At 59.7% G+C, this 25,241-nt stretch carries 23 protein-coding genes; 6 read left to right on the top strand and 17 right to left on the bottom strand.

The window, feature by feature from the left end; translation table 11 throughout:
• Positions 1–335: 335 nt before the first annotated feature.
• The 6 genes from Q7W83_RS09080 to Q7W83_RS09105 are packed head-to-tail and all read left to right on the top strand — an operon-like array spanning position 336 to position 6,273.
• Complete coding sequence (locus Q7W83_RS09080; protein ID WP_150653094.1) at positions 336–1,430, top strand: ABC transporter ATP-binding protein; 1,095 nt, start codon at positions 336–338, stop codon at positions 1,428–1,430.
• Positions 1,430–2,527 carry an ABC transporter ATP-binding protein gene (locus Q7W83_RS09085; protein ID WP_150631120.1) on the top strand — a complete coding sequence of 366 codons (1,098 nt, stop codon included), beginning with the start codon at positions 1,430–1,432 and terminating at the stop codon, positions 2,525–2,527. Before Q7W83_RS09080 ends, Q7W83_RS09085 begins: the two co-directional genes overlap by 1 nt.
• The gene (locus Q7W83_RS09090; protein ID WP_008032762.1) at positions 2,524–3,390 is read left to right on the top strand and encodes a carbohydrate ABC transporter permease; all 867 of its coding nucleotides are present in this window, start codon (positions 2,524–2,526) and stop codon (positions 3,388–3,390) included. The genes Q7W83_RS09085 and Q7W83_RS09090 overlap by 4 nt, the downstream gene beginning before the upstream one ends.
• Positions 3,391–3,398: 8 nt before the next feature.
• Positions 3,399–4,199 carry a carbohydrate ABC transporter permease gene (locus tag Q7W83_RS09095; RefSeq protein WP_017339615.1) on the top strand — a complete coding sequence of 267 codons (801 nt, stop codon included), beginning with the start codon at positions 3,399–3,401 and terminating at the stop codon, positions 4,197–4,199.
• 11 nt (positions 4,200–4,210) lie between these two features.
• A complete protein-coding gene (locus tag Q7W83_RS09100; RefSeq protein ID WP_150631121.1) occupies positions 4,211–4,483 on the top strand; it encodes a DUF2160 domain-containing protein in 273 nt (90 codons plus the stop codon).
• A 47-nt stretch (positions 4,484–4,530) separates the two neighbouring features.
• On the top strand, positions 4,531–6,273 hold the full coding sequence (locus Q7W83_RS09105) for an ABC transporter substrate-binding protein (RefSeq protein ID WP_150631122.1): 1,743 nt from the start codon (positions 4,531–4,533) through the stop codon (positions 6,271–6,273).
• Positions 6,274–6,316: 43 nt separating this feature from the next.
• Here Q7W83_RS09105 and Q7W83_RS09110 read toward each other — a convergent pair whose 3' ends face one another.
• The 17 genes from Q7W83_RS09110 to Q7W83_RS09190 all read right to left on the bottom strand — a co-directional run bounded on the left by Q7W83_RS09110 (position 6,317) and on the right by Q7W83_RS09190 (position 25,062).
• On the bottom strand, positions 6,317–7,186 hold the full coding sequence (locus tag Q7W83_RS09110; RefSeq protein ID WP_150631123.1) for an alpha/beta fold hydrolase: 870 nt from the start codon (positions 7,184–7,186) through the stop codon (positions 6,317–6,319).
• The gene (locus tag Q7W83_RS09115) at positions 7,186–8,031 is read right to left on the bottom strand and encodes a class I SAM-dependent methyltransferase (protein ID WP_473655903.1); all 846 of its coding nucleotides are present in this window, start codon (positions 8,029–8,031) and stop codon (positions 7,186–7,188) included. Before Q7W83_RS09115 ends, Q7W83_RS09110 begins: the two co-directional genes overlap by 1 nt.
• 95 nt (positions 8,032–8,126) lie before the next feature.
• Complete coding sequence (locus tag Q7W83_RS09120; protein WP_473655904.1) at positions 8,127–9,362, bottom strand: YcaO-like family protein; 1,236 nt, start codon at positions 9,360–9,362, stop codon at positions 8,127–8,129.
• Positions 9,363–9,406: 44 nt separating this feature from the next.
• On the bottom strand, positions 9,407–9,535 hold the full coding sequence (locus Q7W83_RS09125) for a hypothetical protein (RefSeq protein ID WP_263596731.1): 129 nt from the start codon (positions 9,533–9,535) through the stop codon (positions 9,407–9,409).
• Between the two features lie 590 nt (positions 9,536–10,125).
• Positions 10,126–11,589 (bottom strand): NADH-quinone oxidoreductase subunit NuoN, encoded by a 1,464-nt coding sequence (gene nuoN / locus Q7W83_RS09130; protein ID WP_150631126.1) that lies wholly within the window; start codon positions 11,587–11,589, stop codon positions 10,126–10,128.
• Between the two features lie 7 nt (positions 11,590–11,596).
• On the bottom strand, positions 11,597–13,129 hold the full coding sequence (nuoM, locus tag Q7W83_RS09135; RefSeq protein ID WP_150631127.1) for an NADH-quinone oxidoreductase subunit M: 1,533 nt from the start codon (positions 13,127–13,129) through the stop codon (positions 11,597–11,599).
• A gap of 40 nt (positions 13,130–13,169) precedes the next feature.
• Complete coding sequence (gene nuoL, locus Q7W83_RS09140; protein ID WP_150631128.1) at positions 13,170–15,023, bottom strand: NADH-quinone oxidoreductase subunit L; 1,854 nt, start codon at positions 15,021–15,023, stop codon at positions 13,170–13,172.
• Positions 15,020–15,328, bottom strand: a complete 309-nt coding sequence (gene nuoK / locus Q7W83_RS09145; RefSeq protein WP_007940879.1) for an NADH-quinone oxidoreductase subunit NuoK — start codon at positions 15,326–15,328, stop codon at positions 15,020–15,022. The genes nuoL and nuoK overlap by 4 nt, the downstream gene beginning before the upstream one ends.
• Before the next feature lie 2 nt (positions 15,329–15,330).
• The gene (nuoJ, locus tag Q7W83_RS09150; RefSeq protein WP_150631129.1) at positions 15,331–15,834 is read right to left on the bottom strand and encodes an NADH-quinone oxidoreductase subunit J; all 504 of its coding nucleotides are present in this window, start codon (positions 15,832–15,834) and stop codon (positions 15,331–15,333) included.
• A 9-nt stretch (positions 15,835–15,843) separates the two neighbouring features.
• On the bottom strand, positions 15,844–16,389 hold the full coding sequence (gene nuoI, locus Q7W83_RS09155) for an NADH-quinone oxidoreductase subunit NuoI (RefSeq protein WP_191623666.1): 546 nt from the start codon (positions 16,387–16,389) through the stop codon (positions 15,844–15,846).
• A 12-nt stretch (positions 16,390–16,401) separates the two neighbouring features.
• Positions 16,402–17,409: an NADH-quinone oxidoreductase subunit NuoH gene (gene nuoH, locus Q7W83_RS09160; protein ID WP_008032732.1), complete on the bottom strand. Its 1,008-nt coding sequence runs from the start codon at positions 17,407–17,409 to the stop codon at positions 16,402–16,404.
• Positions 17,406–20,120, bottom strand: a complete 2,715-nt coding sequence (nuoG, locus tag Q7W83_RS09165) for an NADH-quinone oxidoreductase subunit NuoG (RefSeq protein WP_150631131.1) — start codon at positions 20,118–20,120, stop codon at positions 17,406–17,408. The genes nuoH and nuoG overlap by 4 nt, the downstream gene beginning before the upstream one ends.
• Positions 20,121–20,254: 134 nt before the next feature.
• The gene (nuoF, locus tag Q7W83_RS09170; protein WP_150631132.1) at positions 20,255–21,610 is read right to left on the bottom strand and encodes an NADH-quinone oxidoreductase subunit NuoF; all 1,356 of its coding nucleotides are present in this window, start codon (positions 21,608–21,610) and stop codon (positions 20,255–20,257) included.
• Entirely contained in the window at positions 21,607–22,104 is a 498-nt protein-coding gene (gene nuoE / locus Q7W83_RS09175; protein WP_007946422.1) for an NADH-quinone oxidoreductase subunit NuoE, read from the bottom strand. Before nuoE ends, nuoF begins: the two co-directional genes overlap by 4 nt.
• A 2-nt stretch (positions 22,105–22,106) precedes the next feature.
• Complete coding sequence (nuoC, locus tag Q7W83_RS09180; RefSeq protein ID WP_150638684.1) at positions 22,107–23,891, bottom strand: NADH-quinone oxidoreductase subunit C/D; 1,785 nt, start codon at positions 23,889–23,891, stop codon at positions 22,107–22,109.
• 72 nt (positions 23,892–23,963) lie between these two features.
• On the bottom strand, positions 23,964–24,638 hold the full coding sequence (locus Q7W83_RS09185) for a NuoB/complex I 20 kDa subunit family protein (RefSeq protein ID WP_007946424.1): 675 nt from the start codon (positions 24,636–24,638) through the stop codon (positions 23,964–23,966).
• A 10-nt stretch (positions 24,639–24,648) separates the two neighbouring features.
• Positions 24,649–25,062, bottom strand: a complete 414-nt coding sequence (locus tag Q7W83_RS09190; RefSeq protein ID WP_003223812.1) for an NADH-quinone oxidoreductase subunit A — start codon at positions 25,060–25,062, stop codon at positions 24,649–24,651.
• Positions 25,063–25,241 lie beyond the last annotated feature (179 nt).

Genomic DNA, 25,241 nt, shown 5'->3' on the forward strand with positions numbered 1-25,241 from the left:
GGGAGCGAGCTTGCTCGCGATAGCGCTATGTCAGTCAATTTTGATGTCGACGGACCCACCGCTATCGCGAGCAAGCTCGCTCCCACAGGTTTTGCAATGCTGGTCTTGCTTCCGGGAAGGCAAAAAGCATCCGTAGAGTGTTGTTCACTATTGTTCATTGTCAACCGTTGAACTGTTCAATTGTTCAGTCGCGGTTGTTCATTTCTGTTCAGCAACGAAAGCGCTTTTCCCTCCTTGCCGAACATTTTCAAAGCAGATCAACAGCTTGCAATTTCTGGCATGAAACTCGCTCTGCTGCTCCAGTCGCTTGACTCCAATAATAAAAAGGCCGAGCCATGTCACTCACTCTGGAGCACGTCAGCCGCACCGTCGAAGGCCAGACCTGGATCGATGATGCGTGCCTTAGTTTTGAACCCGGATCTTTCAACGTTTTACTCGGGCGCACGCTGTCCGGCAAAACCAGTCTCATGCGCCTGATGGCGGGCCTGGACAAGCCCGACAGTGGCCGCATCCTGATGAACGGCGTCGATGTCACTCAACGCCCGGTGCGCTTGCGCAACGTGTCGATGGTCTATCAGCAGTTCATCAATTACCCGACCATGACGGTGTTCGAGAACATCGCCTCGCCGTTGCGCCAGGGCGGTGTTTCCAACGAACTGATCCAGAGCAAAGTGCTGGAAACCGCGAAGATGCTGCGCATCGAGAAGTTTCTGCAGCGCTATCCTCTGGAACTCTCCGGTGGCCAGCAACAGCGCACGGCCATGGCCCGCGCATTGGTCAAGGACGCCGAGCTGATCCTCTTTGATGAGCCGCTGGTCAACCTCGACTACAAACTGCGCGAAGAACTGCGTCAGGAAATGCGCGAGCTGTTCAAGGCGCGACACACCATCGCTATCTACGCCACCACCGAGCCCAACGAAGCGCTGGCGCTCGGTGGCACCACGACCATTCTTCACGAAGGCCGGGTGATTCAGAGCGGCAAGGCTCCAGAGGTCTATCACCAGCCGCAAACCGTGCTGGCGGCAGAGCTGTTCTCCGAGCCGCCGATCAACCTGATGCCCGGACGGATTGCCGGTAACGAAGTCAGCTTTGCCAATTTCGTGCACTTCCCGTTGAACGTCGATTTGCGCCCGGTGGGCGAGGGCGAGTTTCGCTTCGGCGTGCGTCCCAGCCATATCTCGCTGGTGCCCAGCAACGACGATGACCTGGAACTGGCGGTGACCGTCGAAGTCGCCGAAATCAGCGGTTCGGAAACCTTCCTGCACGTGCGCAACGAGCATTTCCTGTTGGTGCTGCACTTGCCCGGGGTTCACGAATACGACGTCGATGCGCCAATCCGCATCTACATTCCGACCCATAAACTGTTTGTGTTCGATGCGCAGGGGCGGCTGGTCCAGGCGCCCGGTCGCCGTATCGCGAGGGTTGCCTGATGGCCGAAATCCGTTTGCAGAACCTCGCCCACAGTTACACCCGTACGCCAACCGGCCCCGAGGATTACGCCATCCGCGAAATGGACCATATCTGGGAGCAGGGCGGTGCCTATGCGTTGCTTGGGCCTTCGGGTTGCGGCAAGTCGACCTTGCTCAACATTATTTCCGGGTTGCTCAGTCCGTCCCAGGGCCATGTCCTGTTCGATGGCAAAGCGGTCAACGACCTGACCCCGGAGAAGCGCAACATCGCCCAGGTTTTCCAGTTTCCGGTGGTCTACGACACCATGACAGTGTTCGACAACCTGGCGTTTCCGCTGCGAAATCAGGGCATGGCGGAAGCGAAAATTCACAGCAAGGTGCAGGAAATTGCCGAGGTCCTCGACCTCCAGGCGCTGCTGAGCAAGAAGGCGCGCAACCTCACCGCCGACGAAAAACAGAAAGTCTCGATGGGTCGCGGACTGGTGCGCGATGACGTCTCGGCCATCCTGTTCGATGAGCCGCTGACGGTGATCGACCCGCACTTGAAGTGGAAACTGCGGCGCAAGCTCAAGCAGATCCACGAGCAGTTCAATATCACCATGGTCTACGTCACCCACGATCAGCTCGAAGCCTCGACCTTCGCCGACAAGATTGCGGTGATGTACGGCGGGCAGATTGTGCAATTCGGCACACCACGGGAATTGTTCGAGCGGCCGAGCCACACCTTTGTCGGTTACTTCATTGGCAGCCCGGGGATGAACCTGATCGAGGTGCAGCCACAACCGGGTGGCGTCGGTTTCGCATCGACGCACTTGCCCTTGTCTGACGCGCAACTGCAACGCATCGCCGAGTCCGAATGGAAAACCCTGAAGGTCGGCATCCGTCCGGAGTTCGTGCATGTGTGGGACGAACCGTTTGACGACGCGATGCAGGCAAAGGTCGTACACGTCGAAGACCTCGGCACCTACAAGATCATGACCCTGAACCTCGACGGCGTGCCGTTGAAAGTACGCCTCGCCGAAGACAAACCGGTGCCGGAAGGCACGGCGTACATCAGTTTTCCGGCACAGTGGCTGATGGTCTATGCCGACGATTACCTCTTGGAGGTGCAGCCATGAACAAGGTGCAGAACAACAAGGCCTGGTGGCTGGTGTTGCCGGTGTTTTTGCTGGTGGCGTTCAGTGCGGTGATCCCGATGATGACCGTGGTCAACTATTCGGTGCAGGACATTTTCGATCAGTCCAGCCGCTACTTCGTCGGCGCCGACTGGTACAAACAGGTGCTGCTCGACCCACGGCTGCACGACTCGCTGTTGCGCCAGTTCATCTATTCCGGCTGCGTGCTGCTGATCGAAATCCCGCTGGGCATCGCCATCGCCCTGACCATGCCGACCAAGGGCCGCTGGTCTTCACTGGTGTTGATCATTCTGGCGATTCCGCTGCTGATTCCTTGGAACGTGGTCGGCACCATCTGGCAGATTTTCGGTCGGGCCGACATTGGCTTGCTCGGTTCGAGCCTCAATGCGATGGGCATCAACTATAACTATGCAGCCAACACCATGGACGCCTGGGTCACGGTGCTGGTGATGGACGTGTGGCACTGGACGTCGCTGGTGGCGCTGTTGTGTTTCTCCGGGTTGCGGGCGATTCCGGACGTGTACTACCAGGCCGCACGGATTGATCGGGCATCGGCCTGGGCGGTGTTCCGACACATCCAGTTGCCCAAGCTCAAAAGTGTGCTGTTGATCGCGGTGATGCTGCGGTTCATGGACAGTTTCATGATCTACACCGAGCCCTTCGTGCTCACGGGCGGCGGACCGGGGAATGCCACGACATTCCTCAGCCAGACCCTGACGCAAATGGCCATCGGGCAGTTCGACCTCGGCCCGGCGGCGGCGTTCTCGCTGGTGTACTTCCTGATCATCCTGTTGGTGTCCTGGCTGTTCTACACCGCCATGACTCACTCTGACGCCAACCGCTGAGGCACATCATGAGCAAGAGAAAGCTGATTCCACTGCTGATCTACATCCTGTTCCTGCTGGTGCCGATCTACTGGCTGCTGAACATGTCCTTCAAGAGCAACACCGAAATCCTCAGCGGCCTGACGCTGTTTCCGCAGGATTTCACCTTCGCCAACTACAAGGTGATCTTCACCGATCCGGCCTGGTACACCGGTTACCTCAACTCGCTGTATTACGTGAGTCTGAACACGGTGATTTCGCTGAGCGTGGCGTTGCCAGCGGCCTACGCGTTCTCGCGGTATCGCTTTCTCGGCGACAAGCACCTGTTCTTCTGGCTGCTGACCAACCGCATGGCGCCGCCGGCGGTGTTCCTGTTGCCGTTCTTCCAGCTGTACTCGTCGATCGGCCTGTTCGACACCCACATTGCGGTGGCGTTGGCGCATTGCTTGTTTAACGTGCCGTTGGCGGTGTGGATTCTTGAAGGCTTCATGTCCGGCGTTCCGAAGGAAATCGACGAAACCGCCTACATTGATGGCTACAGTTTCCCCAAGTTCTTCGTGAAGATTTTCGTCCCGCTGATTGGCTCGGGGATCGGTGTGACGGCGTTCTTCTGCTTCATGTTTTCCTGGGTCGAGCTGTTGCTGGCGCGGACGCTGACCTCGGTCAACGCAAAGCCGATCGCAGCAGTGATGACGCGGACGGTCTCGGCGTCCGGCATCGACTGGGGCGTACTGGCGGCGGCGGGGGTGTTGACCATCCTGCCGGGCATGCTGGTGATCTGGTTTGTCCGTAACCACGTGGCCAAGGGCTTTGCCCTCGGCCGGGTATGAGGAACTGAATGATGGAATGGATGAGTTGGACGGTCCCCACTGCAGCGTTCTTCACCGTCATTGGCCTGATTCTGGTGGGCATGACGACGTGGGAATTGCGCTCGCCGAGCGTTCTTCGGCGTGGTTTGTTGCCGATTGCCACCACCCGTGGTGATCGGCTGTTTATCGGTCTTCTCGGCAGCGCCTACCTGCATTTGCTGGTAATCGGCGTCACCGACTGGAGCATCTGGGTCGCGTCCGCGTTGTCCCTGGTGTGGCTGTTGGCTGTGATGCGTTGGGGCTAGTCGAATCGCTCGGCAATGTTGCTCCGAAACTCAATAAGGAGGTCTCTATGTTCGACAAAAACAATAAGCTGCGACATAGCATTTCATTGGCAGCCATGCTGGCACTCAGCGGTTTGAGCGCGTCTGCCTGGGCCGATGCCTATGAAGAAGCCGCGAAAAAATGGATCGGCAGCGAGTTCAAGCCGTCCACCCTGACGGCGGATCAGCAGCTCGCGGAGCTGAAGTGGTTCATCAAGGCCGCCGAGCCGTTTCGCGGGATGGACATCAAGGTTGTCTCGGAAACCCTGACCACTCACGAATATGAGTCCAAGGTGCTGGCCAAGGCCTTTACCGAGATCACCGGGATCAAGGTGACCCACGACCTGCTGCAAGAAGGCGACGTGGTGGAAAAGCTGCAGACCGTGATGCAGTCGGACAAGAGCATCTATGACGGCTGGGTCAACGATTCGGACCTGATCGGTACGCACTTCCGCTACGGCAAGACGGAATCGATCACCGACCTGATGGCCAATGAAGGCAAAAACTTCACTTCGCCGACCCTGGACCTCAAGGATTTCATCGGCCTTTCCTTCACCACCGCACCCGACGGCAAGCTCTATCAACTGCCCGACCAACAGTTCGCCAACCTCTATTGGTTCCGCGCCGACTGGTTCGAGCGCGCGGACCTGAAAGCCAAGTTCAAGGAAAAGTACGGTTACGAGTTGGGCGTGCCGGTGAACTGGTCAGCCTATGAAGACATCGCCAAGTTCTTCAGCGAAGACGTCAAGGAAATCGACGGCAAGCGGGTCTACGGGCACATGGACTACGGCAAGAAAGACCCGTCCCTGGGCTGGCGCTTCACCGATGCCTGGTTCTCCATGGCGGGTGGCGGCGACAAGGGATTGCCTAACGGTTTGCCGGTGGACGAATGGGGTATCCGCGTCGAGGATTGCCACCCGGTCGGTTCCAGCGTGACTCGCGGCGGCGACACCAACGGCCCGGCGGCGGTGTTTGCCACCACCAAATACGTCGACTGGCTCAAGGCCTACGCGCCACCGGAAGCGGCGGGCATGACCTTCTCCGAGTCCGGCCCGGTACCGTCACAGGGCAACATCGCCCAGCAGATCTTCTGGTACACCGCATTCACGGCTGACATGACCAAACCGGGTCTGCCGGTGGTGAACGCCGATGGCACCCCGAAATGGCGCATGGCACCTTCGCCACGCGGTCCGTATTGGGAAGAGGGCATGAAGCTGGGGTATCAGGACGTGGGTTCCTGGACGTTCATGAAGTCCACGCCTGAGAAGCAGAAACTGGCAGCCTGGCTCTATGCGCAGTTCGTGACGTCGAAAACCGTGTCGCTGAAGAAAACCATCGTCGGCCTGACACCGATTCGCGAATCGGACATCAACTCGCAAGCGATGACCGATCTGGCGCCGAAACTCGGTGGCCTGGTCGAGTTCTACCGCAGCCCGGCCCGCGTGCAATGGACCCCGACCGGGACCAACGTGCCGGACTATCCGCGTTTGGCGCAATTGTGGTGGAGCCACATCGCCGAAGCCGCCAGCGGCGACAAAACCCCGCAACAGGCACTCGACGGCCTGGCCAAGGACCAGGACGCAATCATGTCCCGTCTGGAACGCTCGAAGGCCCAAGCCACCTGCGCCCCGAAAATGAACCCCGAGCGCGATGCGCAATACTGGTTCGATCAACCGGGTGCACCGAAACCGAAACTGGCGAACGAGAAGCCGAAGGGCGAGACCGTGAGCTACAACGAGCTGCTGAAATCGTGGGCGGACGCGCGTAAGTAAACGGCTGACCCGCAATGTTTAACGGCACCTTCGGGTGCCGTTTCTATTGGCGGACACGCTCACGTTTCAATGACTGGCGCACGGTTTTCAGAATCGCCGGCTCGAAGGCGCTGTGCCCGGCATGGAGTAGCCGGCACCGCAGTGACTGGCGCCGGCGAAGCCAGCGAACACTGGCCATGCCGAAGGTATCGCTGATGCCTTGGATCACTTCAGTTTGGGCATCAAGGGAAGGTGCTTCGTCCGCGCGTGTAAAGAAGTACCGGTTTACGTGGTAATGCACTTCCAGGCGGATGGCGCGCACGGCTTCGTCGTCAACGAAGTCTTCGAGTGCGCTCGGCTGCATCGATTGTCCGTTCAATTGCAAGGTCGCCCTTAACCAGTGGAGGGCCGCCTGACGCTGCTTGACTGCGCAGCCGTTGTTCAGGGCCTGGTAGATCGCCCTGGCACTGACGGCGCCTGTCCCATGGGTAATGGCCGACAGTCCGTCACTCAGGATTTGATCGTAGGCACTTACATTGGCCGCAAACGGCACGAACACCGAAACCAGCGTGGTTTTCAGAACGGCCTCTGGATAGCGTTGCTGGTATTGAATGGCCAGCCAACTGCCCCATGAAACGCCGAGCAGGCTGATTTTTTCGAAGCCCAGATGCTGCCGCAGCGCTTCGATGTCTTCGACGCAACGCCTGGTGTCATTGTGCTGGAGTTCGCCATGGGGAATGGAGCGGCCGCTGCCACGCTGGTCGAACAGAATGATGTCGAAACAGCGCTCATCGAAGAACTCGAGATGATGGCTGTCACTGCGGCCACCCGGTCCGCCATGCAGGAACAATATCGGTTCTGCGCCCGGTGTGCCGTGCCGCTCCCAATAGAGTTGGTGACCGTCGCCGGTCGGGAAGTAGCCACTGTTCACCATTAGGCGGGTGTCCTCAGCCTGTAGAACTGAAACAGTTCCGTGTGGCCGGGACGGGCCGCTACGCTGGAAACCAGCTCAAGCTTCAGCGCCTGCGCCATATAGGGCACGGCGATCAGCACCGGCGTATGGCCGAAAAGGAGAATCGTGCCTCCTGGTTTAACGCAGGCCACCATCGCGTGGAACGCTCGCTGCGCCTCCTTGCGCGTCATCACTTCAGCATTGAGGAAACGCAGGATCATCACGTCACATTGACTACCCGTTGTTGCGATGTGGCGGGCATCGGCCAGGTAGAACCGTGCGGATGAAGTGCCATGATGCTTTTTGGCATGTTCGATCATCGACGCTGAGCGATCAGACCCCACGCACTGGCGGTCCGGGAGTTCGCGAGCGAGGTGAGCGATGAACTCGCCCGTTGAACACGCCGGGTCATGGATCACCGCTCCGGGAAGTGACAGGGATTTGAGCAGGCTTGCGCAATGCTGGCGAAAATGCCGTTCGTCAGCATTCAGCTGTGTGGCGAGCGACTCATTGCATCGCCAGTACTCGGGCGAGCAGACGCACTCTCGGCCGCTGTCCTCCATGGCAGGAAACGGAAAACTCACTTCGCTGTCCGATTGCGCCAGTGCGTTATGGAACACGATTTCCTTTTCCTGCGCAGACACCGCGCGAAAATAGATCACGAGGCCTTGATTGCCCCAATGCCATTGCGCAAGCGGTCCAAGCAGCATCCAGGGTTTGAGCACGCTGCTGATGTGCCAGCCGACCGACTCGCTGTGCTGCAGGACTTTGCGGCCGACCCAGTCATTGCCGTTCACACGCAAGACAAACACATGATGCAGGCCCATGCCGAAGGGTTCGGTGAAGCCATTGAGCTCGCCCGGCGATGCCTGGTGCTGAGCGAAGGATTGAGCGAGGTGGTGTTCTCGACGAAGGGCAGGGGTCATGCTGCCACTCCCTGATTGCTTTGTAGCCGCCGTCCTCGAACCTGCGGTATCACCACATTGCCACTGGATACCACGAAAAACCGCTCCAGCCCCGGAATGACGACGTTGACCAGCGTTGTACCCAACAAGGTCTGATGCAGTTGGGTAACCCCCAGCGCGCGCCCATGCCGGTGGAGATCTTCAGCCAGCAGGTGGATCTGCTCGGCCAACGGTTGCTCATTGACTGCGTCGGATAATTCGACCGTGAAATGCTCGCACAAAGTGAGTAGTGGATACAGATCGAACTGCAGGCAGCGAAGCAGGCGAGGAAACTTGCTCAAGTGCCGTTGCGCGTTACTCAGGTAGTGTTGCAGCTCTGGCTCCAGAGCCGCGTGATGCAGCTGGACGAGTTCGGTCAGCGCCCGCCAGGCGCCGTGTCGGGCGCTGATCGAGCAACCGCTGCCGAACACGCGAGGGCGGGCGCCAGGTTCGGTTGAGAAAGCCAGAAAGGTGTATGGCAGGAATTCGGTGCTGATGTCGATCAGGATGATTTCCGCTCCGATCTCCGCTTCGGCGTCCAGCCACAGTTGCCCCAGTGCTTCGTGATCTGCCACGCGAGCGACCCGGCGCAGCACAGGACGGTTTTCGTAGTAAAAATGCTCCAGCAGAAACAACGAGACCGCATCACGCTCGATGCATTCATTGGCCGCATGCAAGACCGCTTCATTGTAGCTGGCGCCAATGGCCGTTCCACTGTTAGAGGCATAGCGCCGTAATACGCCGTAGTTCGTAGTGTCTTGTTCCAGTGGCTGGTGTGAATAGTCGGGCGTGCATAACGCGACGGGGTAAGAGAATGTAATGTGTTTGAAAATATCCGTATAAGTTCTGCAGGCCGTCAAGGCGTCGGGTTGTTTGATAAGAGGCGAAAGAACAGTGTCATCGATAAAGAGTTGCGAGTCGGAAAAATAGCGCGGGGAGATGCACTGAATGCCGCAAGTGCTGAAGTGATCACTTAGATAATGTTCCAGTGTTTCGTAAAGCGCCCCCACCTGCGCATGATGGAGGTAACCTTTCCCTGCTCCCCGGGCGATGCCGTGTTGATTGCCAACACTTGCCGAGACGTGCACCGCGACGATCCGTTGGCCGAGCACACGGGGTTCTGCATGAAGTCCCAGGTTCTCCAGTTCCGCGTAAATCCGCTGTTCGGCCTGGGCAAGGGTGAGTTCTCGTTCCACAGGTGTGAAGGTATCCATTGTTCGCTCCCTTGAAAAACGGGGGGCACATACCCCCCGTTTTCTTAAACAACTTCCAGTTCGGCCTGTTCAGCCTCGGTCAGTTGCAGTTGTTCAACTTGCTCTTCTGTGGGGCTGTCCTGTTGTTCCAGGTCGATAACTTTGTTGGCGTTCCAGCTGACAACATATCCCATGGGTAAACTCTCTTTTTGTTGGATGGTGGTGTGCTTAATCAAGCACGGAGCGACTCTATAAGTTGGACGTTGCTCGGTCAAAAATGACGGGAAGTTACAGCGCCGTTATTTCCGCTGTAAGGAAACACGTACACATTAATCAGCGATTGACGATTGTGGTTCGTAAACAGGGGCAGGCGTCGAGTAAATGACCCATTCGCTGCACCGATCGGGTGTACGAGGATGTGCGAAATTTCAGCCCGTGGGGTGGCCAAATCGCAATGATTAGTTTGTTCTCGTTCCTTTGCAGGTTGTGCGCAGAGAAATCTCCTACCGTGTTTGAAGTTTCTTCAGGCAGCTGTGTCGATGCCGTCTACCCCTTCAGAAAAAATGTCACGTTTCATAATTCCCTTTCGTTTCGATGGCTCCATCCGACAGACCTTCAAGATAGACCCACCTACCCCATTCCGGTTGCAGGGCGAGGTGGGCAATACGGCGAGCGCTTTCGGGCATCGCGGGTGGGAGAGGGAGGTAGCGGTAACAAATCCTGCAAACGCAAAAACGGCACCCGAAGGTGCCGTTTCTGTTTTCTACCGAGTACCGCTAAGCGATCAACCCGCCAACACTGCCTGCTGAACCAGCACCAGCAACGGCTGCGGATACAGGCCAAGGAAGAACGCCAGTGCGGCGATGGCCAGCAGCATCACGCCGCCTGCACGTTGTTCCCAGTGCAGCTGCGCATCGTGGCGACGCAGGTTCGGTTCGATCAGGTACAGGGTGACCATCACACGCAGGTAGTAGAAGACCCCGATGGCGCTGCCCAGTACCAGGGAACCGACCAGCCACCATTGGTGCGACTCGACACCGGTGGCGATGATGTAGAACTTGCCGATGAAGCCCGCGGTCAGCGGGATACCGGCCAGGGACAGCATCATCACGGTCAGCACGGCGGTCAGGTACGGACGGCGCCAGAACAGGCCGCGGTATTCGTACAGGGCGTCGGCATCACGGCCGTTGTACGGCGAGGACATCAGGGTGATCACGCCGAATGCGCCGAGGCTGGTGATCACGTAGGTGACCAGGTACACGCCGATGGCTTCCACGGCCAGACCCTTGCTCGCCACCAGAGCGATCAGCAGGTAACCGAAGTGCGCGATGGACGAGTAACCCAGCAGACGCTTGAGGTTGCTCTGGGTCAGGGCCAGCAGGTTACCGAACAGGATCGACGCAATGGCGATGATGGTCAGCACGTCGCTCAGAACACCGCTGCTTGCAGCAGGGGAGATCTGGAACAGACGCACCATCACCGCAAACACAGCGACTTTCGAAGCGGTAGCGAGGAACGCCGCCACCGGTGCCGGAGCACCTTCGTAAACGTCCGGCGTCCAGAGGTGGAACGGTACCAGCGACAACTTGAACGCCAGACCGATCAGCATCATGCCCAGGCCCATTTGCGCCAGGGAACTTGGCAGGCCGGTGGCCGCGAGGGCCTGGCCGATGCCGACGAAGCTCAGGCTGCCGGAGTCGGCGTAGAGCAGGGCCATACCGAACAACAGGAACGCGGAACCGGCGGCCGACAGCACCATGTACTTGATACCAGCTTCCAGCGAACGCTTGTTGAAGAAGGCGTAGGCCACCAGACCGTAGACCGGCACCGAGAGCAGTTCCAGACCGATGAACAACCCGGCCAGGTGCTGCGCGCTGACCAGAACCAGGCCACCGGCGGCGGCCATCAGGATCAGCAGGTACAGTTCTTCGCGGTTGCCCGGGTAACCCGAACCGCCATCGCCGAGGTAGGCGTGGGCGAGGGTGACACAGGCGAGGGTGGCGACCAGGATCAGCGCCATGTACAAGCAGGCGAAGCTATCGATCTGCAGCAGTGGGGTCACGGCCAATGGCGCGACTTTCAGGGCTGGCAGGATCGACAGCAACGCCAGGTTCAGGCCCGCCACGGAAATCAGGAAGGTCTGCGAGTGGTTGCGGCGCCAGGCAATCGCCAGCATCACCACGATGATCGTGGCGCTGGTGATCAACAACGGCGCTAGCGCGATAAAGTGTTGAGTCGTGAATTCCATAGCGCTCTTACCGGGCCGAAGCGAGTTGAGTGAAGGCGGTGCCGAGCCATTGCTGCACGCCATGCATCGTCGCAGCAGAGGTATCGAGGAACGGTTGCGGGTACACGCCGATGTAAATCAGCAGTGCCGCCAGACCGACCACCATGATCAGTTCGCGAGCATCCATGCCGTGCAACACCGCGTCCGATTTGGACGGGCCGAAGTAGGCACGGTGGATCATGATCAGCGAGTAGACCGAACCGAACACCAGGCCCGACGTCGCGATGATCGTGACCACAGGCGCAGCGGGGAAGGTGCCGATCAGGATCAGGAACTCACCGACGAAGTTACCGGTGCCCGGCAAGCCCAGCGATGCGGCAGCGAAGAACAGGCTGATGGCCGGCAGGTACGCGATCTTCGACCACAGTCCACCCATTTCACGCATGTCGCGGGTGTGGGTGCGTTCGTACAGCTGACCGCTGAGGATAAACAGTGCAGCGGCCGAAACGCCGTGCGCCAACATCTGCATCACCGCGCCCTGCAGCGCCAGTTGGCTGCCGGAGTAGATGCCGATCAGTACGAAGCCCATGTGGGAAACGGACGAGAAGGCGATCAGACGCTTGATGTCGGTTTGTGCGAACGCCAGGAACGCGCCGTAGAAGATCCCGATCAGACCCAGGGTCATGGCAATCGGCGCGAACTCGGCCGAAGCATTCGGGAACAGCGGCAGGGCGAAACGCAGCAAACCGTAAGCAGCGGTTTTCAACAAGATACCGGCGAGGTCAACCGAACCTGCCGTTGGCGCCTGGGCGTGAGCATCAGGCAACCACGAGTGGAACGGCACGACCGGCAGCTTGACCGCGAAAGCGATGAAGAAGCCGAGCATCAGGATGTACTCGGTGGTGAGCGACATCTTGGTTTTCAGCAGGTCGGCGTAGTTGAACGTGATCACGCCGGTGCTGTTGAAGTTGACCAGAACCAGCCCGAGGATCGCCACCAACATGATCAGGCCGGAAGCCTGAGTGAAGATGAAGAACTTGGTCGCCGCGTAGATCCGGGTTTTCTTGCCGTCCGAAGAACTGTGACCCCAGAGCGCGATGAGGAAGTACATCGGCACCAGCATCATTTCCCAGAAGAAGAAGAACATGAACAGGTCGAGGGCGAGGAACACGCCGACGACACCGCCCAGGATCCACATCAGGTTCAAGTGGAAGAAACCAACGTGACGTTGAATCTCTTTCCACGAGCAGAGTACCGAGAGGATACCCAGCAGGCCGGTCAGCAGGATCATCAGCAGCGACAGGCCGTCGAGGGCCAGGTGCACGCTGATGCCGAAGCGCTGGATCCAGATGTGCTTGAACTCAAGCGCCCAGGTCGGGTCGGCGCCAGGTGCCGGAGCAAATGAATAATCACCGTGGGCCCACAGCCAGAGGCCGAGTGCGAGTTCCAGGGTCATGGTCAACAGCGCAATCCAGCGGGGGAGGGTGGCGCCGAAGCGCTCACCCATCCAGCACAGCAGGCCGCCGATGAAGGGGATCAGGATTAGCCAAGGCAGAATCATGACGGGCTCAATTCCTTTCGCAAGTTCGCAAGGTTCATATTCAGACCGCTACCAGCACGATGGCGCCGATGACCAGCACGGAGCCGGCAGCCATCGATGCCGCGTACCAACGCAGTTGACCGGTTTCGGTACGGCTCAGGGCGGTGTGGCCGCCTTTGGCCATACGCGGGATCAGACCGATGGTCTGGTCGAGCGGGTCTTTGCGCAGTACGTGGCTGATCGCCAGGTATGGCTTGACGAACAGTTTGTCGTAGATCCAGTCGAAGCCCCAGGCAGCGAACCACCAGGCCGAAAGGAAGCGGCCGATGCCGCTGTTGGCGATTGCAGTGACGAAACGACGCTTGCCGAGGAACAGCAGCGCGGCCAGCAGGATACCGGCCAGGGCGATGGCGCCCGAAGCGATTTCCAGACTGTGCTTGGCTTCGCCGCCGGCGTGGCCGACGCTTTCCGGCAGCACACCGTGCAGCGGCGGAACGATCATCGCGCCAATGGCGGTGGACAATACGATCAACACCGACAGTGGCAGCCAGTGAGCGATGCCGTGACCGGCGTGCGCTTCGGTCTTCGCTTCACCGTGGAACGCGATGAAGATCAGGCGGAAGGTGTACAGCGACGTCATGAACGCGCCGACCAGACCGGCGTACAGCAGGCCGTTGTTGCCGCTGGCGAATGCTTCCCAAAGGATTTCGTCCTTGGAGTAGAAGCCTGCGGTCACCAGTGGCAGGGCCGCCAGGGCCGCGCCGCCGACGATGAAACTGGTGTAGGCCAGTGGCAGTTTCTTCCACAGGCCACCCATCTTGAAGATGTTCTGCTCGTGGTGGCAGGCAACGATCACCGCACCGGAGGCAAGGAACAGCAGCGCCTTGAAGAAGGCGTGGGTCATCAGGTGGAAGATCGCGCCATCCCATGCGCCAACGCCCAGCGCCAGGAACATGTAGCCGATCTGGCTCATGGTCGAGTAGGCGAGGATACGTTTGATGTCGGTCTGCACCAGTGCGGCAAAACCGGCGAGTACCAGGGTCACGCCGCCGACGATGCCGACCAGGTGCAGGATTTCCGGCGCCAGGGTGAACAGGCCATGGGTACGGGCGATCAGGTAGACACCGGCGGTCACCATGGTCGCGGCGTGGATCAGTGCCGAAACCGGAGTAGGACCGGCCATCGCATCCGCCAGCCAGGTTTGCAGTGGCAGTTGCGCGGATTTACCGACAGCGCCGCCCAGCAGCATCAGGGTGGCCATGACCATCCAGAAGTCGCCGGCCTGGAATTTCTGCGGTGCCAGCACCAGCAGTTCCTGGACGTTCAGTGTGCCCAGTTGGGCGAACAGGATGAACAGGCCGATGGCCATGAACACGTCGCCGATGCGGGTCACGATAAAGGCTTTGAGTGCCGCGTTACCGTTGTTGCGGTTGCTGTAGTAGAAACCGATCAACAGGTACGAGCACAGGCCAACGCCTTCCCAGCCGAAGTACAGGAACAACAGGTTATCGCCCAGGATCAGGAACAGCATGCTGGCGATAAACAGGTTGGTGTAAGCGAAGAAGCGCGAGTAACCGTCTTCACCGCGCATGTACCACGACGCGAACAGGTGGATCAGGAAGCCGACGCCGACCACCACACCGAGCATGGTGACCGACAGGCCATCCAGGTACAGCGCGAAGTTCGGCGTGAAGCCTTCCACCGCCATCCACTGCCACAACACCTGGGTGTAGTGACCGCCTTCAGGTGGCGCGACGTTGAATTGCCAGATCACATAAGCCGTGACGATGGCAGACAGGCCGATGGAACCGACGCCAATCAGCGCCGAAAGGTTTTCCGAAAAGCGTCCCCGGGAGAACGACAGCAACAGGAAACCGATGAGAGGGAATACGAAAGTCAGATAGAGAAGATTCATCCGCGCATCTCGCTGGCAGCGTCGATATCGAGAGTGTGGAAGCGGCGATACAGCTGCAACAGAATCGCCAGGCCAATACTGGCCTCGGCGGCTGCCAGGCTGATCACCAGGATGAACATGATCTGTCCATCCGGCTGCGCCCAGCGGCTACCGGCAACGATGAACGCCAACGCGGAGGCATTCATCATGACCTCCAGGCTCATCAGCACGAAGAGAATGTTGCGGCGGACCATCAGGCCGACCAGACCGAGGCAGAACAGGATGCCGGCGACCGCCAGACCATGCTCCAAAGGGATAGCAGGCATCGTCATTGCTCCTTGGCTTCGTTACGGCCCAAGTGGAACGCCGTCACGGCTGCGGCAAGCAGCAGCATCGAGGCGAGTTCGACCACCAGCAGGTACGGGCCGAACAGGCTGATGCCCACGGCCTTGGCGTCTACGGTGGTGTGGCCGATGGCCTGACCGCTCTGGTGGCTGAACAGCACGTACAGCAACTCCGCCAGCAGCAAGGAACCGAGAATCACCGGACCGAGCCAGATTCCGGGCTTGAGCCAGACGCGCTCTTGCTGAACCGAGGCCGGGCCCAGGTTCAGCATCATCACCACGAACACGAACAGCACCATGATGGCGCCAGCGTAGGCGATCACTTCCAGAACACCGGCAAACGGTGCGCCGAGGGCGAAGAACGTCATGGCCACGGCGATCAGCGAAATGATCAGGTAGAGCAGGGCGTGCACAGGGTTGGTGTGGGTGATCACGCGAAGCGTGGACACCACAGCGATACCCGATGCGAAATAGAAAGCGAATTCCATCTTTCTTCCTTAAGGCAGCAAGCTCTTCACGTTGATCGGTTCGGCTTCATTCTGCGCGGAGCCTTTCGGCTTCCCGGCAATCGCCATACCTGCAACACGATAGAAGTTGTAATCAGGGTTTTTGCCGGGGCCGGAGATCAGCAGATCTTCTTTCTCGTAAACCAGGTCCTGACGTTTGAACTCGGCCATCTCGAAATCCGGTGTCAGCTGGATCGCGGTGGTCGGGCAGGCTTCCTCGCAGAGGCCGCAGAAAATGCAGCGCGAGAAGTTGATGCGGAAGAAGTCCGGGTACCAGCGACCGTCTTCGGTTTCAGCTTTCTGCAGCGAGATGCAGCCAACCGGGCACGCCACGGCGCACAGGTTGCAGGCTACACAACGCTCTTCGCCATCAGGGTCGCGGGTCAGGACGATACGGCCACGGTAACGCGGCGGCAGGTACACCTGCTCTTCCGGGTACTGCAGCGTGTCGCGCTTGCGGAAGGCATGGCCGAAGATCATCACCAGGCTGCGAAGCTGGGTGAAGAAGCCATGCACGATGTCAAAAATGTACTTCATGATTCTCTATCCTCACTGAGCCGCGACGGCGGGCGTGTTGAGCAACACGATCGCAGCGGTCACCAGCATGTTGACGAGGGTCAGCGGCAGGCAGAACTTCCAGCTGAAATCCATCACTTGGTCATACCGTGGGCGCGGAATCGAGGCGCGCAGCAGGATGAAGATCATGATGAAGAACGCGGTTTTCAGCGCGAACCAGATGAACGGGATCTGCGGCAGAATGTTGAACGGACCGTGCCAGCCACCGAAGAACAAGGTCACCAGCAGCGCCGAAATCAACACGATGCCGATGTACTCGCCGACGAAGAACATGCCCCATTTCATGCCGGCGTATTCAATGTGGTAACCGTCGGCCAGTTCCTGCTCCGCTTCCGGCTGGTCGAACGGGTGACGGTGAGTCACGGCGACGCCAGCGATGAAGAAGGTCAGGAAACCGAAGATCTGCGGAATGATGAACCACAGGTTCTGCGCTTGGTATTCAACGATGTCGCGCATGTTGAACGAGCCGACCTGGATCACGATGCCCATCAGCGACAGACCCATGAACACTTCGTACGACACGGTCTGTGCCGAGGCCCGCAAGCTGCCCAGCAGGGCGAACTTGTTGTTACTCGACCAGCCGGCGAACAACACCGCGTAGACCGACAGACCGGCCATGGCGAAGAAGAACAGGATGCCGATGTTGATGTCCGCCACACCCCAGGTCGGGGTGATCGGGATGATCGCGAAGGCAATCAGCAGGGCGCTCATGGCGACTACCGGTGCCAGGGTGAAGATCATCTTGTCGGCGAACGGCGGGGTCCAGTCTTCCTTGAAGAACATCTTGATCATGTCGGCCGCGATCTGGAACGCGCCGAACGGGCCGACGCGGTTCGGACCGTAACGGTCCTGCCAGAGGGCGAGCAAACGACGCTCGACCCAGCTCAGCAGCGCGCCGCACACCACTACGGCGAGCAGAATCACGATGGCCTTGAGGACCGCGATGATCACGTCAATCACTTCAGGCGTGAACCAGGTCATTGAGCTGCCTCCTGCAGACCGTCAACGGATTTGCCAAAGATTGCCGGTGGAATGCCCGCGATACCGGCCGGCAATGCGACCAGACCGGCACCCAGCTCTTCGTTGATGCGCAGCGGCAGACGCAAGGTCTGGCCGGCAACGTTCAAGCTCAGCAGGGCGCCGTCATTGACACCCAGGCGATCGGCTTCGGACTTGGCCAGCGCCACATAGGCGGCCGGAATGCGTTCCTGAACCGGAGCGGCTTTCGAAGAGTTCTCTTCGCTGCCGAGCAGGTGGAAGAACGGCACGACCTGCCAGGTTCCCGGTGCAGGGTTGAACGCACGTGGAACAGCAGCGAACCAGTTCAGCGAGTCACCGCTGCTTTCGATCAGGCGGGTGCCCGGGTCGCCAGCGCGGATGTGACCACCGACTTCGTCCTGGAACTTGTTCCAGGCTTGCGGCGAGTTCCAGCCCGGAGACCAGGCGAATGGCACTTGCTGACGCGGTTCGACCGAGCCCGAGTAACCTTCCATCGAGAAGTTGAACGCGGTGTCGTTGTCTTGCGGGGTACGCGGTTCGTGCACGCTGATGTCAGCGCGCATGGCGGTACGACCGGAATAACGCAGCGGTTCGCGGGCCAGTTTCATGCCCTTGATGCGGAACGCGGCGGACGGTGCGGCGTCAACGATACGCGCCAGTTGCGGCGTGCTCGAAGCAACGGCAGCGGTGACGTGGTCCAGTTGGGTCCAGTCGATCGGCTGGCCCAGCAGGGTGGAACGCAGGGCATGCAGCCAGCGCCAGCCTTCGTGAACCAGGATGCTCGCGTCCATGTATTTCGGGTCGAAGACCTGGAAGAAGCGCTGGGCGCGGCCTTCCTGGCTGACCAGTGTACCGTCGCCTTCAGCGAAGCTGGCGGCTGGCAGAACCAGGTGCGCGCGATCGCTGGTGGCAGTCTTTTGATGGTCCGCGACGATAACCACTTTCGCGGCTGTCAGTGCGGCATCGACCTTGGCTTTGTCGGTACGGGTGTACAGATCGTTTTCCAGCACGACGATGGCGTCGGCCTTGCCATCGATCACCGCTTGCAGGGCTGCATCGACCGATTCGCCACCGAGCATGGCCAGGCCGAGGCTGTTGGCCTCAGGCACGATCAGGCTGATGGAACCGTTCTTCTCGCGCAGCTTCAGGGCCTTGGCGATGTTCGCGGCGGCTTCGATCAGCGCCTTGGAACCCAGCGAGGTGCCAGCAATGATCAGCGGACGCTTGGCGGCCAGCAGGGCATTGGCGATGCGCTGAGCCAGTTCAACGGCTTCGGCGTCGAGGCCTTCAACGGCCGGGGCGCTGGCGTCGAGGGCGTGAGCCACCGCGAAACCGATACGGGCCAGGTCGTCTGGTGCGGCGTGAACGCATTCTTCGGCGATGTCGTCGAGCTTGGTTTCAGCCAGGCTGGCGATGAACAGCGGGTTCAGTTCGTGCTGACCGATGTTCTTCACCGCGGCGTCGAGCCAAGGCTGAACGCGCATGGCGTCGGCCATGTCTTCGGCCTTGCCTTTGACCGATTGACGCAGGGACAGGGCCATGCGCGCAGCCGTCTGGGTCAAGTCTTCGCCGAGGACGAAGATCGCATCGTGGTCTTCGATGTCGCGCATGTTCGGGATTGGCAGCGGGCTGTCTTTGAGCACCTGCATGACCAGGCGAATGCGCGCAAGCTCCTCAGCTTCGATACCGGAGTAGAAGTGCTCGGCGCCGACCAGTTCGCGCAACGCGTAGTTGCTTTCGAGGCTGGCACGCGGCGAACCGATACCGACGATGTTGCGACCGCGCAGCAGGTCAGCGGCTTTATCCAGCGCTTCGTCGAGGCTCAGCTTGGCGCCGTTGGCCAGCAATGGCTGACGCGGGCGGTCTTCGCGGTTGACGTAGCCATAGCCGAAACGGCCACGGTCGCACAGGAAGTACTGGTTGACCGAACCGTTGAAGCGGTTTTCGATCCGACGCAGTTCGCCGTAGCGCTCACCCGGGGAGATGTTGCAACCGCTGGAGCAGCCATGGCAGATGCTCGGCGAGAATTGCATGTCCCACTTGCGGTTGTAGCGCTCGGAGTGAGTCTTGTCGGTGAACACACCGGTCGGGCAGACCTCGGTGAGGTTGCCGGAGAACTCGCTTTCCAGCACGCCGTCTTCAACGCGACCGAAGTACACGTTGTCGTGGGCGCCAAACACACCGAGGTCAGTGCCGCCGGCGTAGTCCTTATAGAAGCGCACGCAGCGGTAGCAAGCGATGCAGCGGTTCATTTCGTGGGAAATGAACGGGCCCAGTTGCTGGTTCTGGTGAGTACGCTTGGTGAAGCGATAACGGCGCTCGTTGTGGCCGGTCATCACGGTCATGTCTTGCAGGTGGCAGTGACCGCCTTCCTCACAGACCGGGCAGTCGTGAGGGTGGTTGGTCATCAGCCATTCAACGACGCTGGCGCGGAAGACTTTCGCTTCTTCGTCGTCGATGGAGATCCAGCTGCCATCGGTGGCGGGCGTCATGCAGGACATGACGATCCGACCACGTTTGTCGTTCTCGTCGGTGTACTGCTTGACCGCGCACTGGCGGCAAGCGCCAACGCTGCCAAGGGCGGGGTGCCAGCAGAAATAAGGGATATCGAGGCCTAGCGACAGACATGCCTGTAACAGGTTGTCTGCCCCATCGACTTCGAGCTCTTTGCCGTCTACGTGGATAGTGGCCATGGTTCAAAGTTCTTCGTTGGCCCGGTGTCAGCGGGCGTGGCTAATGGAATCTTGTTTTCGTGCGAATCAAAACAGCCCATGAAAGGCGTCATCGAACGAAAGGCGAAGGGCACGGACCCTTCGCCTTTTAAGCGTTAAGCGCCGACTACGATCGGCCTGGCCAGAGGCGGGACGACGGCGCTGGTAGGCGCGATGCCGGCTTCGAACTCATGGCGGAAGTATTTGATTGCGCTGCCCAACGGCTCCACGGCGCCCGGTGCGTGAGCACAGAAGGTCTTGCCAGGGCCGAGGAAACCGACCAGACCCAGCAGGGTCTCGATGTCGCCGGCTTGCCCTTCACCGTTCTCGATTGCGCGCAGCAGCTTGACGCTCCACGGCAAACCGTCACGGCACGGGGTGCAGAAACCGCACGACTCTCGGGAGAAGAACTCTTCCATGTTGCGCAGCAGGGACACCATGTTGACGCTGTCGTCCACCGCCATGGCCAGGCCGGTACCCATACGGGTGCCCACTTTGGCGATGCCGCCGGCGTACATTTGTGCGTCCAGGTGTTCCGGCAACAGGAAACCGGTACCGGCGCCGCCTGGCTGCCAGGCTTTGAGCTTGAAGCCGTCGCGCATGCCGCCAGCGTAGTCTTCGAACAGCTCGCGACCGGTGACGCCGAACGGCAATTCCCACAGGCCCGGGTTCTTGACCTTGCCGGAGAAGCCCATGAGCTTGGTGCCCATGTCTTCACTGCCTTCACGCGCCAACGATTTGTACCAGTCCACGCCGTCGGCAATGATCGCCGGGACGTTGCACAGGGTTTCTACGTTGTTCACGCAAGTCGGCTTGCCCCACACGCCAACGGCGGCAGGGAAGGGCGGCTTGGAGCGCGGGTTGGCGCGGCGGCCTTCGAGGGAGTTGATCAGCGCGGTTTCTTCACCGCAGATGTAACGCCCGGCGCCAGTGTGGACGAACAGCTCGAAATCGAAGCCGCTGCCCAGGATGTTCTTGCCCAGCAGGCCGGCGGCTTTGGCTTCTTCCACGGCACGGTTGAGGTGCTTGGCGGCGGTGGTGTATTCGCCACGCAGGAAGATGTAGCCACGGTAGGTTTTCAGCGCGCGGGCACTGATCAGCATGCCTTCGATCAGCAGATGGGGTAGTTGCTCCATCAGCATGCGGTCTTTCCAGGTGTTCGGCTCCATTTCATCCGCGTTGCACAGCAGGTAGCGGATGTTGATGGATTCGTCTTTGGGCATCAGGCCCCACTTCACGCCCGTGGGGAAGCCTGCACCGCCGCGACCCTTGAGGCCGGCGTCTTTCACAGTCTGGACGATGTCGTCCTGAGCCATGTCGGCGAAGGCCTTGCGCGCAGCGGCGTAACCGTTCTTGGCCTGGTACTCGTCGAGCCAGACAGCTTCGCCGTCGTCACGCAGACGCCAGGTCAGCGGGTGAGTCTCGGCCGAACGCTTGATGCGGTTGGCAGGACCGAAGGAAGTCAGGGTCATACGTAGCCCTCGAGCAATTTGGCAACGCCGGCAGGCTGCACATCACCGAAAGTGTCGTCGTCGATCATCAACGCCGGCGCCTTGTCGCAGTTGCCGAGGCAGCAGACCGGCAGCAGGGTGAAACGACCGTCGGCGGTGGTCTGACCCAGGCCAATGCCCAGATTGCTCTGGATTTCGCTGACCACGGACTCGTGGCCGCCGATGTAGCAGACCATGCTGTCGCAGACGCGAATGATGTGGCGGCCGACGGGCTGACGGAAGATCTGGCTATAGAACGTAGCCACACCTTCAACGTCGCTGGCCGGGATGCCGAGGATCTCGCCGATGGCGTAGAGCGCGCCGTCAGGCACCCAGCCACGTTCCTTCTGGACGATCTTCAGGGCTTCGATCGACGCCGCGCGCGGGTCTTCGTAGTGATGCAGCTCGTGCTCGATGGCCGAGCGCTCGGTTTCACTCAAAGTGAAACGGTCTGTCTGGATAAGCGTGCTGTTCATGCTTAGCGGTCCACGTCGGCCATAACGAAATCGATACTACCCAGGTACGCGATCAAGTCCGCGACCATGCTGCCTTTGATCACCGAAGGGATCTGCTGCAGGTGCGGGAAGCTTGGGGTGCGAATCCGGGTGCGGTAGCTCATGGTGCCGCCATCGCTCGTCAGGTAATAACTGTTGATGCCCTTGGTCGCTTCGATCATCTGGAAGGATTCGTTGGCCGGCATGACCGGGCCCCACGAAACTTGCAGGAAGTGCGTGATCAGGGTCTCGATGTGCTGCAGGGTGCGCTCTTTCGGCGGCGGCGTGGTCAGCGGGTGATCCGCCTTGTACGGGCCTTCCGGCATGTTGCGCATGCACTGCTCGATGATCTTGATGCTCTGGCGCATTTCTTCGACACGTACGATGCAACGATCGTAGGCATCGCCATTGGCGGCCAGCGGCACTTCGAATTCGAAGTTTTCGTACCCGGAGTACGGGCGGGCTTTACGCAGGTCGAAGTCGCAACCGGTCGAACGCAGGCCTGCACCGGTGACGCCCCATTCGAAGGCCTCTTTGGTGTTGTAGGCAGCGACGCCGATGGTCCGGCCCTTGAGGATGCTGTTGTCCAGTGCGGCTTTCTGGTATTCGTCCAGACGCTTTGGCATCCACTCGACGAAGTCTTTCACCAGTTTTTCCCAGCCGCGCGGCAGGTCGTGGGCGACGCCACCGATGCGGTACCAGGCCGGGTGCAGACGGAAACCGGTGATGGCTTCGATCACCGTGTACGCCTTCTGACGGTCGGTGAAGGTGAAGAACACCGGGGTCATGGCGCCGACGTCCTGGATGTAGGTCCCGAGGAACAGCAGGTGGCTGGTGATCCGGAAGAACTCGGCCATCATGATGCGGATGACGTCGACCTTCTCGGGCACCTTGATGCCGGCCAGCTTCTCGACCGAGAGCACGTACGGCAGGTTGTTCATCACGCCGCCGAGGTAGTCGATACGGTCGGTGTACGGGATGAAGCTGTGCCAGGACTGACGTTCGGCCATCTTCTCGGCACCACGGTGGTGGTAACCGACGTCGGGCACGCAATCGACGATCTCTTCACCGTCCAGCTGCAGGATGATGCGGAACGCACCGTGCGCGGAAGGGTGGTTGGGACCGAGGTTGAGGAACATGTAGTCCTCGTTCGCCCCGGAACGCTTCATGCCCCAGTCTTCAGGCTTGAAGCGCGCGGCTTCTTCCTCAAGCTGTTGCTTGGCCAGGTTCAGGGTGAACGGGTCGAACTCGGTGGCACGGGCCGGGAAGTCCTTGCGCAGCGGGTGACCTTCCCAGGTCGGCGGCATCATGATGCGGGTCAGGTGCGGGTGGCCGGCAAAGTTGATGCCGTACATGTCCCACACTTCACGCTCGTACCAGTTGGCGTTCGGCCAGATGCCGGTCACGGTCGGCACGCTGAGGTCGCTCTCGGACAAGGCGACCTTGATCATCACGTCACTATTACGTTCGATCGACATCAAGTGATAGAACACAGTGAAGTCGGCGCCGCCTGGCAGCCCTTGACGCTTGGTGCGCAGACGCTCGTCCACGCCGTGCAGGTCATAGAGCATGACGTACGGCTTGGGCAGGTTGCGCAGGAAGGTCAGGACTTCGACGAGTTTGGCACGGGCAACCCAAAGCACCGGCATGCCGGTGCGGGTAGGCTGGGCGGTGAACGCCTCGGGGCCAAAACGGTTGTTCAGTTCGACGACCACATCCTGGTCGTCTGCCTTATAAGGCGGGATGTACAGAGCACTGCCTGTAGTCATGGTTATTTATCGCTTTCGGTCAACGTAAAGAATGAAGCCAGTGTCTCGTTCTATTAAAGAAGCAGATCTGGATCAGACTTCGTCGGGGCTGCGCAGGTTGGTGACTGCGATTCGCTGTTCGCGGCGCTTTTCCTTTTCGGAAGGCATCTCGGCGCGATACACGCCTTGATCACCTACGACCCAGGAAAGCGGACGACGCTCCTGTCCAATCGACTCCTGCAAGAGCATCAAGCCTTGCAGAAAAGCTTCGGGACGGGGCGGGCAGCCAGGCACGTAGACGTCCACGGGCAGGAACTTGTCCACCCCTTGAACGACGGAGTAGATGTCGTACATGCCACCGGAGTTGGCGCACGAACCCATGGAGATAACCCATTTAGGCTCGAGCATTTGCTCGTAGAGACGCTGAATGATCGGCGCCATCTTGATGAAGCAGGTGCCGGCGATAACCATGAAATCCGCCTGACGCGGTGATGCCCGAATAACCTCGGCGCCAAAGCGCGCGATGTCGTGGGGCGCCGTGAAGGCGGTGGTCATTTCCACGTAGCAGCACGAAAGACCGAAGTTATACGGCCACAGGGAGTTCTTGCGCCCCCAGTTGATCGTGCCGTTAAGCACGTCTTCGAGCTTGCCCATGAAGATGTTTTTGTGGACTTGATCTTCTAACGGATCGGAAACGGTTTCCCGTTCGCCAATCGGATACTGCTCGTTAGGAGCATCGGGGTCGATCCTGGTGAGATTGTATTGCATTGCCAAAGCCTCATTGTTTCAGCTTCGCCTGCCGCTTGCGACGAGCTTCCGGAGCCCAGTCAAGGGCGCCCACTCGGAACAGGTAGACAAGACCTGCCAACAGAATTGCTATGAAAACGAGAGCTTCGACGAATCCGGTCCAGCCGCTTTCGCGGACGGACACAGACCAGGCAAAGAGAAAGAGGGCTTCGATATCGAAGATCACGAAGAGCATCGCGACCAGATAGAATTTGGCTGAGAGCCGCAAGCGGGCGCCACCTGTAGGTAGCATGCCGGACTCGAACGGTTCGTTTTTGCTGCGGCCCCAGGCTTTTGACCCGAGGAGGCTGGAGACGCCGAGCATGAAGGCGCAAAGGCCGACAACGCCCAGAAGGAAAATGGCAAAGCCCCAGTTGTGGGCCATGAGTCCTGTCGCTTCGGGCATGCTGGTAATCCTTAACAGAGAGCAAAGGTCTCTGAGCTTGAAAAAGAAACAAAGCAGTGACGATATGTCGCAGCAATCAATCCCGCTGATTTTATGGCACAACACCGTGCAAGTAAAATTCAGATAGCGAAATTATTTAGCGGAATAAGGACATAGGGTACCTCCAAAGGCGCGCGGCC

It is taken from the genome of Pseudomonas sp. 300, assembly GCF_055803035.1.